The sequence below is a fragment of the Oceanimonas aquatica genome (genome assembly GCF_030732065.1).
In the GTDB taxonomy this organism is placed as follows: domain Bacteria; phylum Pseudomonadota; class Gammaproteobacteria; order Enterobacterales; family Aeromonadaceae; genus Oceanimonas.
Genome location: NZ_JAVBHX010000008.1, coordinates 75991 through 91856 on the forward strand (window position 1 = coordinate 75991; position 15866 = coordinate 91856).

16 protein-coding genes and 7 tRNA genes are annotated in these 15866 nt (G+C 59.1%); 14 read left to right on the forward strand and 9 right to left on the reverse strand.

Going from position 1 to position 15866, the window contains the following annotated elements; all coding sequences use genetic code 11:
• Window positions 1-13: 13 nt before the first annotated feature.
• The gene (locus Q9290_RS12380; protein WP_306079962.1) at window positions 14-1192 is read right to left on the reverse strand and encodes an aminotransferase-like domain-containing protein; all 1179 of its coding nucleotides are present in this window, start codon (window positions 1190-1192) and stop codon (window positions 14-16) included.
• Window positions 1193-1326: 134 nt separating this feature from the next.
• On the opposite strand from Q9290_RS12380, the gene mutY reads away from it, so the two are divergent.
• From mutY to Q9290_RS12420, 8 genes are all read left to right on the forward strand, one after another.
• Window positions 1327-2406, forward strand: coding sequence for an A/G-specific adenine glycosylase (mutY, locus tag Q9290_RS12385; RefSeq protein ID WP_306079963.1), 1080 nt, complete (start codon window positions 1327-1329; stop codon window positions 2404-2406).
• Window positions 2406-2681, forward strand: coding sequence for an oxidative damage protection protein (locus Q9290_RS12390; protein WP_306079964.1), 276 nt, complete (start codon window positions 2406-2408; stop codon window positions 2679-2681). Before mutY ends, Q9290_RS12390 begins: the two co-directional genes overlap by 1 nt.
• A gap of 93 nt (window positions 2682-2774) precedes the next feature.
• Window positions 2775-2850 (forward strand) — tRNA-Phe (locus Q9290_RS12395).
• Between the two features lie 29 nt (window positions 2851-2879).
• Window positions 2880-2955, forward strand: a tRNA-Phe gene (locus tag Q9290_RS12400).
• Window positions 2956-2984: 29 nt separating this feature from the next.
• Window positions 2985-3060: transfer RNA gene (locus Q9290_RS12405), tRNA-Phe, on the forward strand.
• A gap of 132 nt (window positions 3061-3192) precedes the next feature.
• Entirely contained in the window at window positions 3193-4170 is a 978-nt protein-coding gene (locus tag Q9290_RS12410) for a hypothetical protein (protein WP_306079965.1), read from the forward strand.
• A 255-nt stretch (window positions 4171-4425) separates the two neighbouring features.
• On the forward strand, window positions 4426-4635 hold the full coding sequence (locus Q9290_RS12415) for a cold-shock protein (protein ID WP_014291396.1): 210 nt from the start codon (window positions 4426-4428) through the stop codon (window positions 4633-4635).
• 119 nt (window positions 4636-4754) lie between these two features.
• A complete protein-coding gene (locus Q9290_RS12420) occupies window positions 4755-5939 on the forward strand; it encodes a Bcr/CflA family efflux MFS transporter (protein ID WP_306079966.1) in 1185 nt (394 codons plus the stop codon).
• On the opposite strand, the gene Q9290_RS12425 is transcribed toward Q9290_RS12420, so the two are convergent.
• The gene (locus Q9290_RS12425; RefSeq protein WP_306079967.1) at window positions 5936-7108 is read right to left on the reverse strand and encodes a multidrug effflux MFS transporter; all 1173 of its coding nucleotides are present in this window, start codon (window positions 7106-7108) and stop codon (window positions 5936-5938) included. The genes Q9290_RS12420 and Q9290_RS12425 overlap by 4 nt on opposite strands.
• A 174-nt stretch (window positions 7109-7282) precedes the next feature.
• On the opposite strand from Q9290_RS12425, the gene hfq reads away from it, so the two are divergent.
• Window positions 7283-7654, forward strand: a complete 372-nt coding sequence (hfq, locus tag Q9290_RS12430) for an RNA chaperone Hfq (RefSeq protein WP_306079968.1) — start codon at window positions 7283-7285, stop codon at window positions 7652-7654.
• Window positions 7655-7707: 53 nt separating this feature from the next.
• On the opposite strand, the gene dapA is transcribed toward hfq, so the two are convergent.
• On the reverse strand, window positions 7708-8580 hold the full coding sequence (dapA, locus tag Q9290_RS12435) for a 4-hydroxy-tetrahydrodipicolinate synthase (protein ID WP_306079969.1): 873 nt from the start codon (window positions 8578-8580) through the stop codon (window positions 7708-7710).
• Window positions 8581-8870: 290 nt separating this feature from the next.
• On the opposite strand from dapA, the gene rsmC reads away from it, so the two are divergent.
• From rsmC to Q9290_RS12455, 4 genes are all read left to right on the forward strand, one after another.
• Window positions 8871-9890, forward strand: a complete 1020-nt coding sequence (gene rsmC, locus Q9290_RS12440; RefSeq protein ID WP_306079970.1) for a 16S rRNA (guanine(1207)-N(2))-methyltransferase RsmC — start codon at window positions 8871-8873, stop codon at window positions 9888-9890.
• Between the two features lie 122 nt (window positions 9891-10012).
• Window positions 10013-10098, forward strand: a tRNA-Leu gene (locus tag Q9290_RS12445).
• 51 nt (window positions 10099-10149) lie between these two features.
• Window positions 10150-10235: transfer RNA gene (locus tag Q9290_RS12450), tRNA-Leu, on the forward strand.
• Window positions 10236-10306: 71 nt separating this feature from the next.
• Window positions 10307-10392, forward strand: a tRNA-Leu gene (locus Q9290_RS12455).
• A gap of 96 nt (window positions 10393-10488) precedes the next feature.
• Here Q9290_RS12455 and Q9290_RS12460 read toward each other — a convergent pair.
• The 4 genes from Q9290_RS12460 to Q9290_RS12475 all read right to left on the reverse strand — a co-directional run bounded on the left by Q9290_RS12460 (window position 10489) and on the right by Q9290_RS12475 (window position 12889).
• Window positions 10489-10695 carry a hypothetical protein gene (locus Q9290_RS12460; protein WP_306079971.1) on the reverse strand — a complete coding sequence of 69 codons (207 nt, stop codon included), beginning with the start codon at window positions 10693-10695 and terminating at the stop codon, window positions 10489-10491.
• Window positions 10696-10755: 60 nt separating this feature from the next.
• Entirely contained in the window at window positions 10756-12093 is a 1338-nt protein-coding gene (gene rlmD / locus Q9290_RS12465) for a 23S rRNA (uracil(1939)-C(5))-methyltransferase RlmD (RefSeq protein ID WP_306079972.1), read from the reverse strand.
• A gap of 100 nt (window positions 12094-12193) precedes the next feature.
• Entirely contained in the window at window positions 12194-12673 is a 480-nt protein-coding gene (locus Q9290_RS12470) for a pyrimidine dimer DNA glycosylase/endonuclease V (protein WP_306079973.1), read from the reverse strand.
• A 131-nt stretch (window positions 12674-12804) separates the two neighbouring features.
• Window positions 12805-12889 (reverse strand) — tRNA-Leu (locus Q9290_RS12475).
• Window positions 12890-13064: 175 nt separating this feature from the next.
• Here Q9290_RS12475 and Q9290_RS12480 point away from each other — a divergent pair.
• A complete protein-coding gene (locus tag Q9290_RS12480) occupies window positions 13065-13556 on the forward strand; it encodes an RDD family protein (protein ID WP_306079974.1) in 492 nt (163 codons plus the stop codon).
• 63 nt (window positions 13557-13619) lie between these two features.
• On the opposite strand, the gene lptG is transcribed toward Q9290_RS12480, so the two are convergent.
• Together lptG and lptF are read right to left on the reverse strand one after the other, a co-directional pair.
• Window positions 13620-14690: an LPS export ABC transporter permease LptG gene (gene lptG / locus Q9290_RS12485; RefSeq protein ID WP_306079975.1), complete on the reverse strand. Its 1071-nt coding sequence runs from the start codon at window positions 14688-14690 to the stop codon at window positions 13620-13622.
• Window positions 14690-15799, reverse strand: a complete 1110-nt coding sequence (gene lptF / locus Q9290_RS12490; protein ID WP_306079976.1) for an LPS export ABC transporter permease LptF — start codon at window positions 15797-15799, stop codon at window positions 14690-14692. Before lptF ends, lptG begins: the two co-directional genes overlap by 1 nt.
• Between the last annotated feature and the right edge of the window lie 67 nt (window positions 15800-15866).

The window sequence follows — 15866 nt, forward strand, 5'->3', positions numbered from 1 at the left end:
GGCCCCTTTACTTTTACAGTACCTGGCGGATCACCCGACCAAAGCGGCCGATGCCCTCTTCAATGGTGGCGGCGTCGGAGCCGGAATAACTGAAACGGGCGGTGTTGAGAATGTCCGGGCGCACGTAGAAGGGCTGGCCCGGCACAAAAGCCACGTTTTCCTTGATGGAGAGGTTGAACAGCTCCATGGCTCTGATGTGCTCGGGCAACCGCAGCCACAGGAACATGCCGCCTTCCGGACGGGTGAAGTCCAGCCCCGGACAATGACGCAGCAGCGCCTGCTCCATCACCTTTTTCTGTTCGCCATACACGGTGCGAATGCGATCGATATGGGCATCCAGACTGTTGTCCTGCAGGTAACTGTACAGCACCTGCTGCACAAAGCCGTTGGTGTGCAGATCGGAGGCCTGCTTGGCAATGGTGATCTTCTGGCGCAACCAGTCAGGGACCACCATCCAGCCCAGACGGAAAGACGGCACCACCACCTTGGAGAAAGAGCCCAGCAGCACCACGTTTTCCGGCGCCAGCTTGGCGATGGGCGGCAGGTGCTCGCCTTCAAAGCGCAGCTCGCCATAGGGGTTGTCTTCCACCATCAGCACATTGTGCTTAACCAGTCGCTCGGCCACCGCCTTGCGTTTTTCCAGGCTATAGCTCAGACCTGACGGATTCTGAAAGTTGGTCACCCCGTACATCAGCCGGGCATGATTGGCCTCGCCCAGCAGGGCGTCGAGCGCGTTCAGATCGGGGCCATCGTCGTTCAGAGCCACCCCCTGAAACTGGGGCTGGTAAACCGACAGCGCCTGAATGGCCCCCAGGTAGCCCGGCTCCTCGATAATCAGCTTGGAGCCTTCATCCACCAGCACCTTGCCAATCAGATCCAGCGCCTGCTGGGAGCCGTTGGTGATCAGAATATTGTCCGGGTTCACGTCCATGCCGTGCTGGGTGCGGTAGCGGGCGGCAATGTAGTCGCGCAGTGGGCCAAAGCCCTCGGTGGCGGCATATTGCAGCGCGCCGTTGCCCTTGTTCTGCAGCACCTTGGCGGTGGCCACTTCCAGCTCTTCGTTCGGAAAGAACTCCGGGTTGGGCAGGCCGCCGGCAAAGGAGATCACTTCCGGGTTGACGGCGACTTTCAGTATTTCTCGAATAAAGGAAGGCTCTACCTTGGCAAAGCGCTGGGCAAAAAACGGCTGCATAGGGGTCTCTCTGAATTACTACGCGTGGCGGGCGCCAACAAAACCTTTCTTTTGTATCAGAAAACATCGCAATAACAAACCATAAACAACATCCCGGGTTTGCACCCCGGCCCGGCTTGTGGTCGAATTCGCCCATGCCAAACCACACAACCACTTCAGTGAAACGCCTTTCCTTTTCAAGCCGCATTCTGGCCTGGCACGATCTGCACGGCCGCAAAACCCTGCCCTGGCAGCAAAATAAAAGTCCCTACCGGGTGTGGGTATCAGAAATCATGCTGCAGCAAACCCAGGTCAGCACGGTTATTCCCTATTACCAGCGTTTTATGGAGCGCTTTCCCGACGTGGTCAGCCTGGCCGACGCCGCTCAGGATGAGGTGCTGCACCTCTGGACCGGCCTGGGTTACTACGCCCGTGCCCGCAACCTGCACAAGGCCGCCCAGGTCATTCGCGATCACTATGACGGGCACTTTCCCGAACGCTTTGAGGAAGTACTGGGCCTGCCCGGTATCGGCCGCTCCACCGCCGGCGCCGTACTGTCGCTGTCTCTTGGCCAGCACCACGGCATTCTCGACGGCAATGTTAAACGGGTGCTTACCCGCTGGCTGGGGCAGCCGGGCTGGCCGGGCAAAAAGGAAGTGGAAAACGCGCTCTGGGACAAGGTCGCCGAGCTCACTCCCGATGAGGGCGTCAGTCAGTACAATCAGGCCATGATGGACATGGGTGCCACCATCTGCACCCGCAGCAAGCCCGCCTGCGAGCGTTGCCCGGTCAGTGAAGACTGCCAGGCCCGGTTGCTGGGCACCCCCACCGCCTTTCCCGAGTCCAAACCCAAAAAAACCGTGCAGCCGGAAAAAAAGGCCTGCTTTGTGCTGCTGCAAAGCGGCGACCAGCTGCTGCTGGTACAACGCCCGCCGCAGGGGCTGTGGGGCGGACTTTACTGTTTTCCCGAGTTTGCCGACGAGGCTGAAATGCAGCAATGGCTCAGGCGCTTTCCCGATGCCGGCAAGCCCGAGCCCCTGCCCGGCTTTCGCCACACCTTCAGTCACTTTCACCTGGATATCAGCCCCTGGCGCGTGCCATTGCCCCACATTCCCGCCGAGGTCATGGCGAGTGACGAGCGTCTTTGGTATAACTTGCGTCAACCGGCACCGGTAGGTCTGGCAGCCGCCACCAAAAAGCTGCTCGCCTACCCGCAACTGCACAAGAGGACATGATGAGCCGAACCATTTTTTGCCAGCGTTTGAAGAAGGAAGCCGAAGGTCTGGACTTTCAGATGTACCCGGGAGAGCTCGGCAAGCGCATTTACGACAATATTTCCAAGGAAGCCTGGTCCGAGTGGCAGAAGAAGCAGACCATGCTGATCAATGAGAAAAAACTGAACATGATGAATGCCGAGCATCGCCAGCTGCTCGAGCAGGAAATGGTCGCCTATCTGTTTGAAGGCGCCGACGTCGATATTGAGGGCTATACTCCCCCTTCCGGCAACTAAATCACCGCTTTGCTCAAGCCTTGAGCGAACGCACTCAAGGCCGGAAAAAGCGGTTGACTTGCCAGGGGCGATCGATTTAAATGACGCCCCGTTGCCCAGATAGCTCAGTCGGTAGAGCAGGGGATTGAAAATCCCCGTGTCGGTGGTTCGATTCCGCCTCTGGGCACCATTTTTCGGTGCTTTCTCAAAAACACCAACGCCCAGATAGCTCAGTCGGTAGAGCAGGGGATTGAAAATCCCCGTGTCGGTGGTTCGATTCCGCCTCTGGGCACCACTTTTCGGTGCTTTTTCAAAAACACCAACGCCCAGATAGCTCAGTCGGTAGAGCAGGGGATTGAAAATCCCCGTGTCGGTGGTTCGATTCCGCCTCTGGGCACCATCTTTAAAGCCTCGCGAAAGCGGGGCTTTTTTGTATCCGCGATCTGCAACCCGGCTGACGGCAGCCCGCTTTCATGGTATTCCCGTCCACTGTTTTCTAATCTTAGAAAAAGCCCAGGCAAAGGATACTGCCATGAGACTCATGCTACTGCCCCTGTTGTTGCTGCCATTGGGTATCAGCCACGCAAGTCATGAAGACGACACCGACCTGCCCCACTGGGCGGTGGACAAAATCACCCCCATGCACGACAGAGTCACCAACTGGCTCGACAACAATGCCCGCAACATCGACAATTTCTTTGGAACAGACGACAGCCTGACCATGGAAAATGGCTCCTATATGCGTTTCAGCCAGGAGTTTTCATGGCATGAGCGTGATCGTTATGACTGGGATACCGCGCTGCGGGTTAAGCTGGACCTGCCCACCACCAAGGAGCGGCTGCGCATACTGATTGAAAGTGATCCGGAAGAAACACAAGGCACCCTGGCCGAGCAGGGCGCCAACACCGCCCGCAGCAATAACAACTTCAGAACCGAAGACTTTCTGCTCGGTCTGCGCCGCCTCAGTGATCGGGACAAGCGCGAACACTGGCGCTTCGATGCCGGCGCCGGTATCAAGGTAAAGCTGCCGCTGGATCCTTACGTGCGTTTCACCGGCGAGCGCCAGTGGCAGCTGAACGACGGCCCCTGGGTGCTCGACTCCTGGAGCCGGGCCTCATGGTTTAATGAAGAAGGCTACTCGGTACGCAGCCGCTGGGATCTGGGCCGGCCCCTCAGTGACATTTATCACCTGCGCTTTATTACCAATGTGCAGTGGCAGGAAGAAGTCGACACCCTGGAGTATTCCGAAGGCATCGAGCTAAACCAGTTGCTCGGCACCCGCAGCGCCATTCGCTATGCCGCCGTGGCCGTGGGCCGCAGTGCTTCCGACCCGCGGCTGTATGACTACTACCTGCTCAGCCAGTACCGGCGCAACCTGCACCGGGAGATATTATTCGTGGATTTCATTCCCGAGGTTCATTTTCCCAGAGAGCAGAATTACGATGCCGAGTTCGGTGTCACCCTGCGTTTTGAACTCTTGTTCCGGGCAGATCTGTCCTGGGGAAGATAAAGTGTCAGACAGCTCCGCCGTAGTCCAAAATTCCCGACTCGCAAGGGCTGATGAAAGTTTTGTGAACCCGCCACCGGTCACAAAAATACCTGTTGACCCCCATCAGGTAACCGGTTAGAGTGAATCCGGCTCTGAGAATACCGCTGAATTTATGTTCATTACGAAGTTCCTAGTAGTACCTCGTCCTGTATTTCATAAGTCAAGGCCGTGTTTTCAAGTCGATTTCTCAAGCAAGTTTGTTTACAGGATTTAGGTATGTCTAACACTGTTAAAGGTAAAGTAAAGTTCTTCAATGAAGCCAAAGGTTTCGGTTTCATCGAGCAAGAGCAAGGCCCTGACGTATTCGTACACTTCAGCGCCATCCAGACTCCGGGCTTCAAGACCCTGGCTGAAGGTCAGTCCGTTGAGTTCACTGTAGCCCAAGGCCAGAAAGGTCCTCAGGCTGAAAACGTAGTACCTCTGTAAGAGACTGCGTTAAAAAAGCATTTCAAAGCCGCGCTTTCGAGCGCGGCTTTTTTGTGTCTGCATAAACCCCGCGCCCGTACCGTTATACTGTAAGCGAATCACCCGACAAGGCGGATTTCATGGAAAGAGACTCCGTTATCAGGCTGGTTTTGTTGCTACTGCCCCTGATCCTGTTTGGCCCTCTGGGCATCGATATCTACCTGCCGGCCATTCCATCCATGGCCAGCCAGTTTGCGGCCAGCACCAAAGATATTCAGGTGAGCCTGTCGGTGTTTATTCTGGCGCTGGGGCTGGGACAGCCTTTCTTTGGCCCCCTGGCCGATAACTACGGCCGCCGCCCGGTGGCGCTGACCGCCACCCTGTTGTTTTTGCTCGGCGCTCTGCTGGCAGTGCAGGCCCAGAGTGTTTCGGCCCTGCTGCTGGGCCGGTTAATCCAGGGGCTGGGAGCCTGTGCCGCCTCTGTGGTGGTATTTGCGGTGGTTCGCGACCGGCTAAGCGGCAATGACTGTGTTCGGGCTTATTGCTACCTCAACGGCACCCTCTGCCTGGCTCCTGCCCTGGCTCCCTTGCTGGGTGCCGGCCTCACCCTGAGCCTGGGCTGGCAGGCCAATTTCCTGTTTCTGGCCCTGTTCGCCCTGCTTACCCTGTTGCTGTGCCTGCGACAATTGCACGAAAGCCGCCCCGCACACACCCTGCGTCAGCCTCTGCTGTGTACCCGGCCCTATTGCGAGCTGTGGCGATATGGCGCCTTTCGTGCCTATGGCATTGCCTGCCTGGCGGCCATGGGCACCATGCTCACCTATGTCACCCTGGCGCCCATGGTACTGATGGAGCAAATGGGGCTGAACGAAACGGAGTTCGCCCTGGTGTTTGCCGGCAATGCCGGCCTGATTATGGCCACCAGCTTTACCGTGCCTCGCCTGAGCCGGCAACTGGAACGCCACCGAGTGGCGGAACTGGGTACAGGGTTACTGCTGGCAGGGGGCGCCGCCATGCTGTTTGGCGTACAGGCCGGCCTTGGCGTGGCCGGCTTTATGCTGCCCATGGCGCTGTGCTCGGTGGGTTTCTCCCTGACGCTGGGGGCCGCTTCGGCCTCCGCCATGGCGCCTTTTGCCGACCGGGCCGGGCGCGCCGCGGCCCTGCTCGGTTGCCTGCAAATGGCGGGCGCCGCCGGCGTGTCTTTTGCCGCTTCACGGCTGCCCCTGCCGGCGGGCGAATCCTGCGCCCTGGCGATTGTATTGCTGTCGGGCTGCGCCCTGCTGGTATTGCAGCGCCTGCCCCACCGGCAGCAATGCCCGGTCTAAAACCGGCCGGTGGCAAACACCGACAGTCCCTTCAGCACCAGGGCTCCCAGCATGACGCACAGTCCAAGAGTAAAGGCGGTATCCACACCAGCCTGGGCCAGTACCGCCGTCAGCAGGCTGGCACTGAGCATCTGCATGGCTCCCGACAGCGCCGCCGCCGAGCCGGCAGAATCCCGGTAGGGCTCCAGCAGCCGGCTCATGGCATTGGGAAAGGCCATGCCGTTGCCCAGCGCCTGAATAAATACACCCGCCACCATCAGCCAGGGCTCAAGGGGCATCAGCATGATCCACAGCCCCGCCACCAGCTGAATAAAGGGACTGATGCGCAACACCTGCTCGGCCCGTACCCAGAACTGAATGCGATTGTTGATAATGCCACCCAGCAGCAGCCCCAGCGCCGGCAGCAGGGCCCAGCGCCCATATTCCGCCGCACTCATGCCGATCTGATGCTGCATTACGTAAGGCAGCACCGATACCGAGGTCATCATCAAGGCAAACTGGCCCCAGAGCATGCCGCCATGGCCGAGAAAATGGCGCTGCCCCAGCAAAGCCCGGTAACTGCTGAGAATGCGTACCGGGTGCAGGCTGAGGCGCGGCCCACGGTGAGTCTCTTTGAAACGCGCCAGCAACACCAGCCACAACAGGGCCAGATACAGCAGCATGGCGGCGAACACACTTTGCCAGCCGGCATAGTCACCCAGCATGCCACCCAGCGCCGGCGCCAGCACCGGCGTGATCGCCGCCGCCATGGCCATGTACGACAGCGCATTGCGCAGCGCCGGACCCTCAAAGCTGTCCCGCAGCATGGCCCGGGACACCACGGCACCACAGCCCGCCCCCAGCCCCTGCAGCAGCCGGCCGGCCAGCAGCCATTCAAAGGTCACATTGGGCAGCAGGCACAGGCCCACTCCCGCCACGGCCAGCGCCAGCCCACCCAGCAGTACCGGGCGCCGGCCATGAGCATCGCACAGCGGCCCGTACAGCAACTGCACCGGGCCAAAGGCCAGCAGGTAGGCGGAGATCAGCCACTGTACCCGTTCCGGATCTTCAGCCAGGGCTTCACTGACAGCAGGTAACACGGGAAACACCAGTCCCAGACTGAACTGGCCAATACTGACGATAAGACAGGCCAGCACCATGATGGTGGTGCCGGAAACGGAAGAGGTCACTTCGGCTCCTTTTTGCGAGATAAGAAAACAGGTGCGAGAAACCGCGACAGGATCGGGCTCACCCTTTGGCGGCCCGCTCCCTGAAATGAAGCATTTATTTACGCTTTGCTTTGACAAGCCGGCCGTTCATTAAGCACAATCAAGATTGAAAAATAACAAAAAGGACTGACCGACATGACCGCCCCATCATCGAACCCCCAATCGCTGCAGCAAGCCTTCTCATTGGGTAACGGGCAGGATGCGGCACTGAACTGGTTGCGCAAGAACCAGACCCACTGCGCCATTTTCCTGACCAATGGTATCAAACTTGAAGGGATGATCAGTGCCTTTGACCAGTACAGCATTCTGCTGTCCGATCCTCGTGGCCAGCAGCAGCTGATCTACAAGGCCAAGATTTCCACCATTTCTCCGGCCAGCCGTCGTCCGCCGCGCACCGGTGTGATCATCAACAAGCCCCGTCGTCCGCGCTACGACAATCATCATGATCACCACGGTCATCGGGAAGATCACCATCACGGTAACGACACCGGCAACGACGATCAGTAACCCGTCGTCCCGGTTGTTCAAGCCAAAAAAATGGCCGCTTGCGCGGCCATTTTTTATATCAGTTCCAGCTCTTCCATTACCCGGCGAATGCGCGCCTTGGTGTCCTGCTGCAGCGGCACCACCGGAATGCGGCAGTGTTCGCTGGCCATGCCCAGCAACGACAGGGCGTACTTGGGGCAGGCCGGGTTGGGCTCGGCAAACAGTACCTGGTGCAGGGGCATCAGCTTGTCCTGCAGGGCACGGGCTTCTTCCCACTTGCCGGCCAGGGTCAGATCCTGCAGCTGGGCACACAGCCGCGGCGCCACGTTGGCGGTCACGGAAATACAGCCCTGACCGCCGCCCACGTTATAGGACACGGCAGTGCCGTCTTCACCCGACAGCCAGGCAAAAGGCTTTTTAATCAGCTGACGCTCGGCCCAGGGACGATTCAGATCGCCGGTGGCATCCTTCACGCCCACAATGCGCGGCAACTCGGCCATGCGCGCCAGGGTCTCGGGTTTGATGTCGACCACGGCACGGGGTGGAATGTTGTATACGATGATCGGCAGCTCGGTGGCGTCGTGCAGCATTTTAAAGTGAGCGTACAGACCGTCCTGGTTCGGGCGGTTGTAATAGCCGGCCACGTGCAGCGTGGCATTGGCTCCGGCTTCCTGAGCGCACACGCTGTATTCAATGGCTTCAACCGGATTATTGGAGCCGGCACCGGCAATCACCGGCACCCGGCCGGCGGCCTGCTCGGCCACGATTTCGATCACCCGGCAGTGTTCGTCGTGAGTCAGGGTCGGACTTTCCCCGGTGGTGCCCACCGGCACAAGGCCGTGCGTCCCTTCATCGATGTGCCAGTCAACCAGGCGGCGCAGGGACGCCTCGTCGAGCCGGTCACCGTCAAAGGGGGTAAGCAGGGCAACTAAAGAACCGCGAAACATGGAAACTCCTTCTCCTGATCAGAGGATTGAATTTTGAATTAAAAAACCCCGGGCGCGAAAGCGTAACCGGGGTTTTGACAAGGGCTGGTCTGAACGAATCAGGCGTCGGTCACGCAAAAAAACAGGCCGCTTTACGTTTAAGCGGTTTGGTCGATTTGCGTTTGACTGAAACTTGCATGGATAACACCTGAAAAAACCTTGAAGAGCATCTTTTGCCAACCACCGGCAAATGTCAAGGGGGGCCACGCCATGTATAATGCGGATTTTGCCAAATAAAGCAGGAACACTACATGTATGAGGCCCTGACCCCGGTCAGCGAGATGCTGAGCCGTAACCTGGACACCCTGTGCCATCAGCCACTGCTGGTGTGCGGCCTGCTGGAAGACGATCTGCCCGGGCTGCTGGCGGGGCACGGCCCGGCACCGCGGGTGTTTACCACCGACTTTCGCTACTTTCAGTGGCTGAACACGAGAAGCAACGTTAAACCCGAGTTTGGTGCCGTGCCCGCCACTGAGCCCGCCACCGGCCTGCTGCTGCTGATGCCCAAGGCCAAGGCCGAAGCCGAATACCTTCTGACCGCCTGCCTGCCATTACTGGCCCCTGGCGCCCCCGTGTTCATCGCCGGTGACAACAAGGGCGGCGTCAAGGCCGCGCCCAAATTGCTGGCGCCTTACTGTGGCCATGTCAACAAACTCGACAGCGCCCGTCGCGCCAGCCTCTACCAGGCCGAGCTGAGCCGCCCCGCCTCCCCCCTGAAAAGCAGCGACTGGGTGATCCGCTACCCGCTGGCAGAAGAGCAACTCACCATCTGCACCCTGCCCGGCGTGTTCAGTGCCGATCACCTGGATGCAGGCACTCGGCTGTTGCTGAACAACACGGACAAGCTGCATGGCCGGGTGCTGGATTTTGGCTGCGGCGCCGGGGTCATTGGTGCCAGCCTGCTGAAGCGGCACCCCGGCATCGAACTGGAACAGATCGACATCAACGCCCTGGCACTGGAAGCCAGCCGTATAACCCTGGCCGAAAATGGCCTGCAGGCCAGTGTATATGCGTCCGACGGCCTGAACGAGGTACAGGGCCGCTTTGACTGCATCATCAGCAATCCGCCCTTTCATGCGGGCCTCAAGACCTTTTACAGCACCACCGAAACCCTGCTCAGCGAGGCCAAAGGCTATCTCAAGCCGGGTGGCAGCCTGTTGCTGGTGGCCAACGCCTTTTTGCCCTATCCGGAGCTGATTGAGCAAAGCTTTGGCCATTGCGACACCCTGGCCGCCAACGGCAGGTTCAAAATCTACCGGGCCCAGGCCTGAACAGGACAAAACTGAGCCATTTTTGAACAAACGGCCGTAAAGGCCGTTTTTTTATGTTTTTTCTAAAAAAAGCGTATTGACGGCCGGTAAAAAATCTATAGAATTCGCAGTCCTCAGCACGGGCGAGGGTGGCGGAATTGGTAGACGCGCTAGCTTCAGGTGTTAGTGTCCTATGGACGTGGGGGTTCAAGTCCCCCCCTTCGCACCACACTGAGAAACAATGACGGCCTCATTTAAAACAGCCGAACAATTTGAGCATGCGAGGGTGGCGGAATTGGTAGACGCGCTAGCTTCAGGTGTTAGTGTCCTATGGACGTGGGGGTTCAAGTCCCCCCCTTCGCACCAAGCTTGACGGCTTGCGAACGGCTCAAATATCAACATGGTGGCCCATGTAAAACAGCCGAACAATCAGGTATGCGAGGGTGGCGGAATTGGTAGACGCGCTAGCTTCAGGTGTTAGTGTCCTATGGACGTGGGGGTTCAAGTCCCCCCCTTCGCACCACGATTGTTGATTCAAGACTCTCTTCTTTTGTACTTCCCTTGATCTTGCTTATCTGCTGAAACACCTTCTGTTTCTCAAATTTCTGCTGTTTGTCGTTCAGGCATAATCGCTCAGCATGATTCCCAATGCCATGCCCAGTCCGGCCAGACCGCCCACCGGCAACCAGTACCAGTGCCGGCTCAGCGAGGGCGTGATCAGCGCCAGGGCAAACAACGCAAAGCCCGCACTCAGCCACAGGGTGAGCGACGATGCCGGCACCCACCACGCCAGGGTCAACCATCCCAATACCAGTAATACGACCATTATCACCTCCTCACACAGAGGGTGATAATAGTTATCAATTGCATTAATGGCAAGCGTTTATTATTTCAGGACAAACAGCGCCACGGTTTCCACGTGCATGGTATGCGGGAACATGTCCACCGGCGTGGCCTGCACCAGTTCAAAACCGTGCTCATTCAGCCAGGCTGCATCCCGGGCCAGGCTTTTGGGATTGCACGACACATATACCAGCCGCGCCGGGCGCATGTGTGCCAGGGTGTTGAGCAGTTGTTCATCGCAGCCCTTGCGCGGCGGATCCACCACCACCACATCGGCAGCCAGCCCCTGCTCATACAGCGCCGGCACTACCTGCTCGGCGGCACCAGTATGAAAGGTAACGTTATCCGTGCCATTGCGCCCGGCGTTACGTTCGGCATCGGCCACCGCCTCGGGCACCAGTTCAATGCCGTGCACATGGGCGGCATGAGGCGCCAGAAACAGGCTGATGGTGCCGATGCCGCTGTAAAGATCAAACACGGTCTCATTGCCGGTCAGCGACGCCAGACGCACCGCTTCCCGATACAGCACTTCGGTCTGGCGCGGATTGATCTGGTAAAACGACAGCGCCGAGATATCGAACTGCAGCTCGCCGAGGGTGTCGGAAATGGTGCTTTCCCCCCACAGGGTGCGTACCTGCTGGCCCAGCACCCGGTTGCCGCTGGCCTCGTTAAGACAAAGCTGCACGCTGGCCATGTTGGGCACTTGCGCAAGCAGCTCAACCAGAGCGGCAAGGGCCGGAGCTGCCGGCTCTTCGGCCACCACCAGCACCACCATGAGTTCACCGCTGTGCACACCATCGCGCACCATCAGGTAACGCACACAGCCACTATGGTGCGCTTCGTTAAAGGCCGGTACCGCCCACTCACGCATCCACTGGCGCACCAGCGCGGTGATCTCGGCGGTTACCGGGGCCTGCACCCGGCACAGCTCAATTTCCACCAGCTGGTGGCTGTGTTTGGCATAAAAGCCGATGGTGGGGCCCGGCTGCACCGCGAACTGGGTCTTGTTGCGGTAATGAAAGGGCTCGCTCATGCCCAGGATATCGCCCACCGGACAATCGAGGCCGCGCTCTTCCAGTGCGCTCAGCAGCAGGCCGCGCTTCAGCTCCAACTGGGTGGCATAGTCCATCACCCTGAGCTGGCAGCCGCCACAGGCGGTGTGGGGGCAGAAATCGGCACAGCGGCCCGGCGCCGGCGTCAGCACTCGCCGAAGCTCGGCCTGGGCATAGCGGGGTTTGGCCAGGGTTACCCTCGCCTCCACCTCGTCGCCGGGCAGGGCCCCGGCCACGTAAACGGGCTTGCCGTCATGGCTGGCGATGCCATCGCCCTTGTCGGTAAGGCTGTGAACGGAAAGGGTAAGCAACTGGCCGGTCTTGAACATGATGTGCACTCTGAATCGCAAAACACCGGCCGAGCCGGCAAAGCGCGAAGTTTACCCGAGCCGGCCCCTTCGCAACAGTCTGCCGGCACTGTGCTCGATGTTAAAGTGACCCGGACTCCTGCACCCAGTGCGGAATTTCCCGGCGGGTCCAGCGGGCAAATTTCATTTTGTCCCCCAGGTAGAAGTTGCGGTAGGCCTGTACCGCATCATTGGGCACCTTGTACTGATCGGGCATGGCCTGGGCAAATTCGGTGAGACCAATGGATGAATATTTGAATTGCTGTATCTGCGCCAGCACCGGCATCGACTTGTGATCGGCATCCTTGCGGTAGCGATAGCGATATTCGGCGTTCAGCGCCTGAGTGAGTTGCGTCAGCCACTGAAAGTTGTCGTACGACTCTTCTACCCAGAGCACGCTGGGGTGCTTGATATGAGTCGACTTGTAGGGCGTTTCAAAGCCTTTCTTGTTAAGGGCGGTGCACAGTATCTGCACGCTTTCCAGTATCATCTTGACCACGTGCTGGTCGCAGTGATACTGAGCGCAACGTTCTATGTCCTTGTCCAGAATGAAAATATTCACGAATATCGTCCCGTTTAAACACGAAGTGATTGTGAAAGCGAATACAGTACGGTGCAAGGCGTCAAAGCGCGAGGTGGTCAGCAAAAGCCGAAAAACGGGCACAAAAAAACCCGATAATATCGGGTTTTTGTTGGTAGCAGTGGCCGGACTCGAACCGGCACGCCCGAAGGCAAGTGATTTTGAATCACTCATGTCTACCAATTCCATCACACTGCCACCGGTAGACTCACCATGAGTGAGGATTTGCATTATACCCGACCCCCTCGACCCCGCAACCGGATTATCACCAAGGCGGTGCCGAGTGAGCATTATTTGCACGGCCAGCTTTGGCTTTTTCGCGCCGCCGCTTTTGCTAGAATGCCCTCCTAAATTAACCAAAGGAACATGACTGGTGGCTTCTTCTTATGCGGGTTTGCCCCGGGCCGGGGTGCTGCGTCGCCTCGGCGCCTGGCTGTATGATTTTCTGGTGGTGGTGGCGCTGCTGATGGTGGCGGGTTTTGTGTGCTTCGGGCTCACCGCCCTGGCGCTGCACCTGGGCTGGATTGGCCTGGGCGAGCACGAAGACACCGCCGCTCTGCTCAGTGCCAGCCGCGGGTATCAGCTGATTTTGCTGGGGGTGGTACTGGGCTTTTATTGCTGGTTCTGGCGCACCAGCGGCCAGACCCTGGGGATGCGCGCCTGGCGGCTCAGAGTACAGAATACCGATGGCTCCCGGCTACGCCTGGGCCAGTGCCTGGTGCGCGCCGTGGCGGCACTGCTGGGGCTGGGCAATTTCTGGATTTGGCTCAACCCGCGCAGCAAGCTGGCCTTGCAGGACAAGCTGGCCCATTGCGAAATGGTGGTACTCACCAAGGAGCAGAACAAGGAACTGCTGAGCCGGTGATGTTGTGAGGGGTGAAGAGTGAGGAGAAAAACACACCTCTCCCCAGCCTTCTCCCCCTCACTGTTAAGCCCGGCGGTTAAGCAGGAACAGCGCCACGCCAATAAACAGCAGGCTGGGCCCCAGAGCACCGAGGATGGGCGGCACCTGATACACCAGACTGATGGGGCCGAATACCTCGTTGGCCACGTAAAAGCCAAAACCGAACAAAATGCCCATCAGCAACCGGGCGCCCATGGTCACACTGCGCAGGGCGCCAAAGACAAAGGACGAGGCCAGCAGCATCATGGCAATCACCATCACCGGCTGCAGCGCCTTGCGCCAGAATTCCAGGGCATAGAGGCTGCCGTCCTGACCGTTGTCTCGCAAATAACCCTGGTATTCCCACAGTCCCCGCATCGACAGCTCCGCCGGCTCAATGGCCACCACCCCCAGCTTGTCGGGGGTCAGGCTGGTTTGCCAGCGGCGGCTGGCCTGCTGCTCGGTCACAATAGACTCGCCGTGGTTGAAATTGGTGTCGGTAAGATTCAATAAAATCCACTCACCGTTGCGATAGTCGGCGGTGGCCGCCTGAGTAATACGCTCAAGGCGCAGCTCGTCATCGAAATAATACAGGGTGATATTGCTCAGGGTACCGTCGCGCCGGGCCTGGCCGATGTTGATATAGGCCTCACTGTCCCTGGCCCAGACGCCGTTCACCGACAGCACCACCTGGCCGCCGGAACGGGCTTGGGTGCGCAGATCGTCCGCCGCCAGCTTGGTGGCCGGGGCCACATATTCACCGATCAGCATGATCACCAGCATCAGCGGCACCGCGGTTTTGAGGGCGCTGGTCACAATGTTGAAGCGGGAGTTGCCCGCCGCCTGCATCACCACCAGCTCGCTGGAGCTGGCCAGCTGACCCAGGCCAATCAGCCCCCCCAGCAACGCCGCGATGGGAAAGAACAGCACGATTTCCTTGGGCATCGACAGCAGCACGTAATAAAAGGCCGACAGCAGGGTATAGCTGCCCTCACCCACACTGCGCAGCTGCTCTACATAGCGAATGATGGCCGACAGTCCCACCAGTACAAATTCACACAACAACATGGCCATCAGCACGGTACGGCCAATGTAACGATCGAGAATATTGAACATCAGGCAGCCTTGCTCCGTGTGAATTTTTCCCGGGTACGGTTCCACCAGGCGGTTTCCGCCAGGTTAAGGGGCAGCGCCACCAGCAGCAAAAAGGCCAGCGGCACCGCATAAAGGCCGGGGACCGGCGGCAGGCTGCCCCCTTCCACCGCCGAGCGGGACGCGGTCTGCAGCAGAAAATACGCCAGATACAGCATGATGGCCGGCAACAGCTTGGCGTAGCGGCCCTGACGCGGGTTAACCACCGACAGCGGCACCACTACCAGGGTGAGCACCAGCATCGACAGCGGCAGCGCCAGCCGCCATTGCAGCTCGGTACGCTGTTGCAGATCCTCAGCGTTCAGCAGCTCCCGGCTGGGCATGGCCTCGATGCGACGCTGCACTGTCTCGATTTCCGACGGGCGAATATAGGCGCTGTATTCATCGAACTCGGCCACGTCGAACTCCCGGTTGCCGGGGGTACCACTGTAGCGGCGGCCGTGCTCCAGGGTCAGCCACTGACCGTCGTCCTGCTCGTGCAGCCGGCCGCCATCGGCTACCGCTATGGCGGGCTCACGCTGAGCCCGGCCCTGCTGCACCACAAACAGCCGGTTGAGCCGGTTGCCGTCATCGTCTTCTTCCAGCTCTTCCACATAGCCCACGATGCGCCCCCCATCCAGGCTCATGAAGCGGGCCTCGCGCAGCACCGCAAAACCGGGGTCAGCCTTGACCTCTTCCCGCAGCTGATACACTTGCTCCTTGGCCCAGGGGTTGAGCCACAGGGAGTTGAACAGCGCCAGTGCGGTCCACCCCAGCGCCAGCACCAGGGTGGTGCGCATAATACGCCCCGGGCCCATGCCCACCGCCTTCATCACCGTCATCTCGCTCTCGGCATAAAGCCGGCCATGGGCAAACAGAATGCCGATAAACAAACTGACCGGCAGCATCAGGGTGGCCATCTCCGGCAGGTTGAGCAGCAGCAGCTTGCCCACCAGGGTACCGGGGATCTCCCCGCTGGCGGCCTTGCCCAGCACGTCGATAAAATTCTGGCTGATAAATATGAGCAAAAGCACAAACAGCACGGCCAGCTGAGTCTTCAGGGTTTCCCGAAACAAATAGCGGAATGCAATCACCGTTAATCCCAGTGTAAACTTGTCTTTTTTAATGGAAACGCTTAACAATAAGCGTAAAATCACGATT

What these genes read in the sequence shown, in the direction of transcription:
- lptG (WP_306079975.1), bottom strand. Translation starts at nt 14,690, where the DNA reads ATGTTCAATATTCTCGATCGTTACATTGGCCGTACCGTGCTGATGGCC.
- Q9290_RS12460 (WP_306079971.1), bottom strand. Translation starts at nt 10,695, where the DNA reads ATGGTCGTATTACTGGTATTGGGATGGTTGACCCTGGCGTGGTGGGTG.
- Q9290_RS12410 (WP_306079965.1), top strand. Translation starts at nt 3,193, where the DNA reads ATGAGACTCATGCTACTGCCCCTGTTGTTGCTGCCATTGGGTATCAGC.
- hfq (WP_306079968.1), top strand. Translation starts at nt 7,283, where the DNA reads ATGACCGCCCCATCATCGAACCCCCAATCGCTGCAGCAAGCCTTCTCA.
- rlmD (WP_306079972.1), bottom strand. Translation starts at nt 12,093, where the DNA reads ATGTTCAAGACCGGCCAGTTGCTTACCCTTTCCGTTCACAGCCTTACC.
- dapA (WP_306079969.1), bottom strand. Translation starts at nt 8,580, where the DNA reads ATGTTTCGCGGTTCTTTAGTTGCCCTGCTTACCCCCTTTGACGGTGAC.
- rsmC (WP_306079970.1), top strand. Translation starts at nt 8,871, where the DNA reads ATGTATGAGGCCCTGACCCCGGTCAGCGAGATGCTGAGCCGTAACCTG.
- Q9290_RS12390 (WP_306079964.1), top strand. Translation starts at nt 2,406, where the DNA reads ATGAGCCGAACCATTTTTTGCCAGCGTTTGAAGAAGGAAGCCGAAGGT.
- mutY (WP_306079963.1), top strand. Translation starts at nt 1,327, where the DNA reads ATGCCAAACCACACAACCACTTCAGTGAAACGCCTTTCCTTTTCAAGC.
- Q9290_RS12380 (WP_306079962.1), bottom strand. Translation starts at nt 1,192, where the DNA reads ATGCAGCCGTTTTTTGCCCAGCGCTTTGCCAAGGTAGAGCCTTCCTTT.
- Q9290_RS12415 (WP_014291396.1), top strand. Translation starts at nt 4,426, where the DNA reads ATGTCTAACACTGTTAAAGGTAAAGTAAAGTTCTTCAATGAAGCCAAA.
- Q9290_RS12420 (WP_306079966.1), top strand. Translation starts at nt 4,755, where the DNA reads ATGGAAAGAGACTCCGTTATCAGGCTGGTTTTGTTGCTACTGCCCCTG.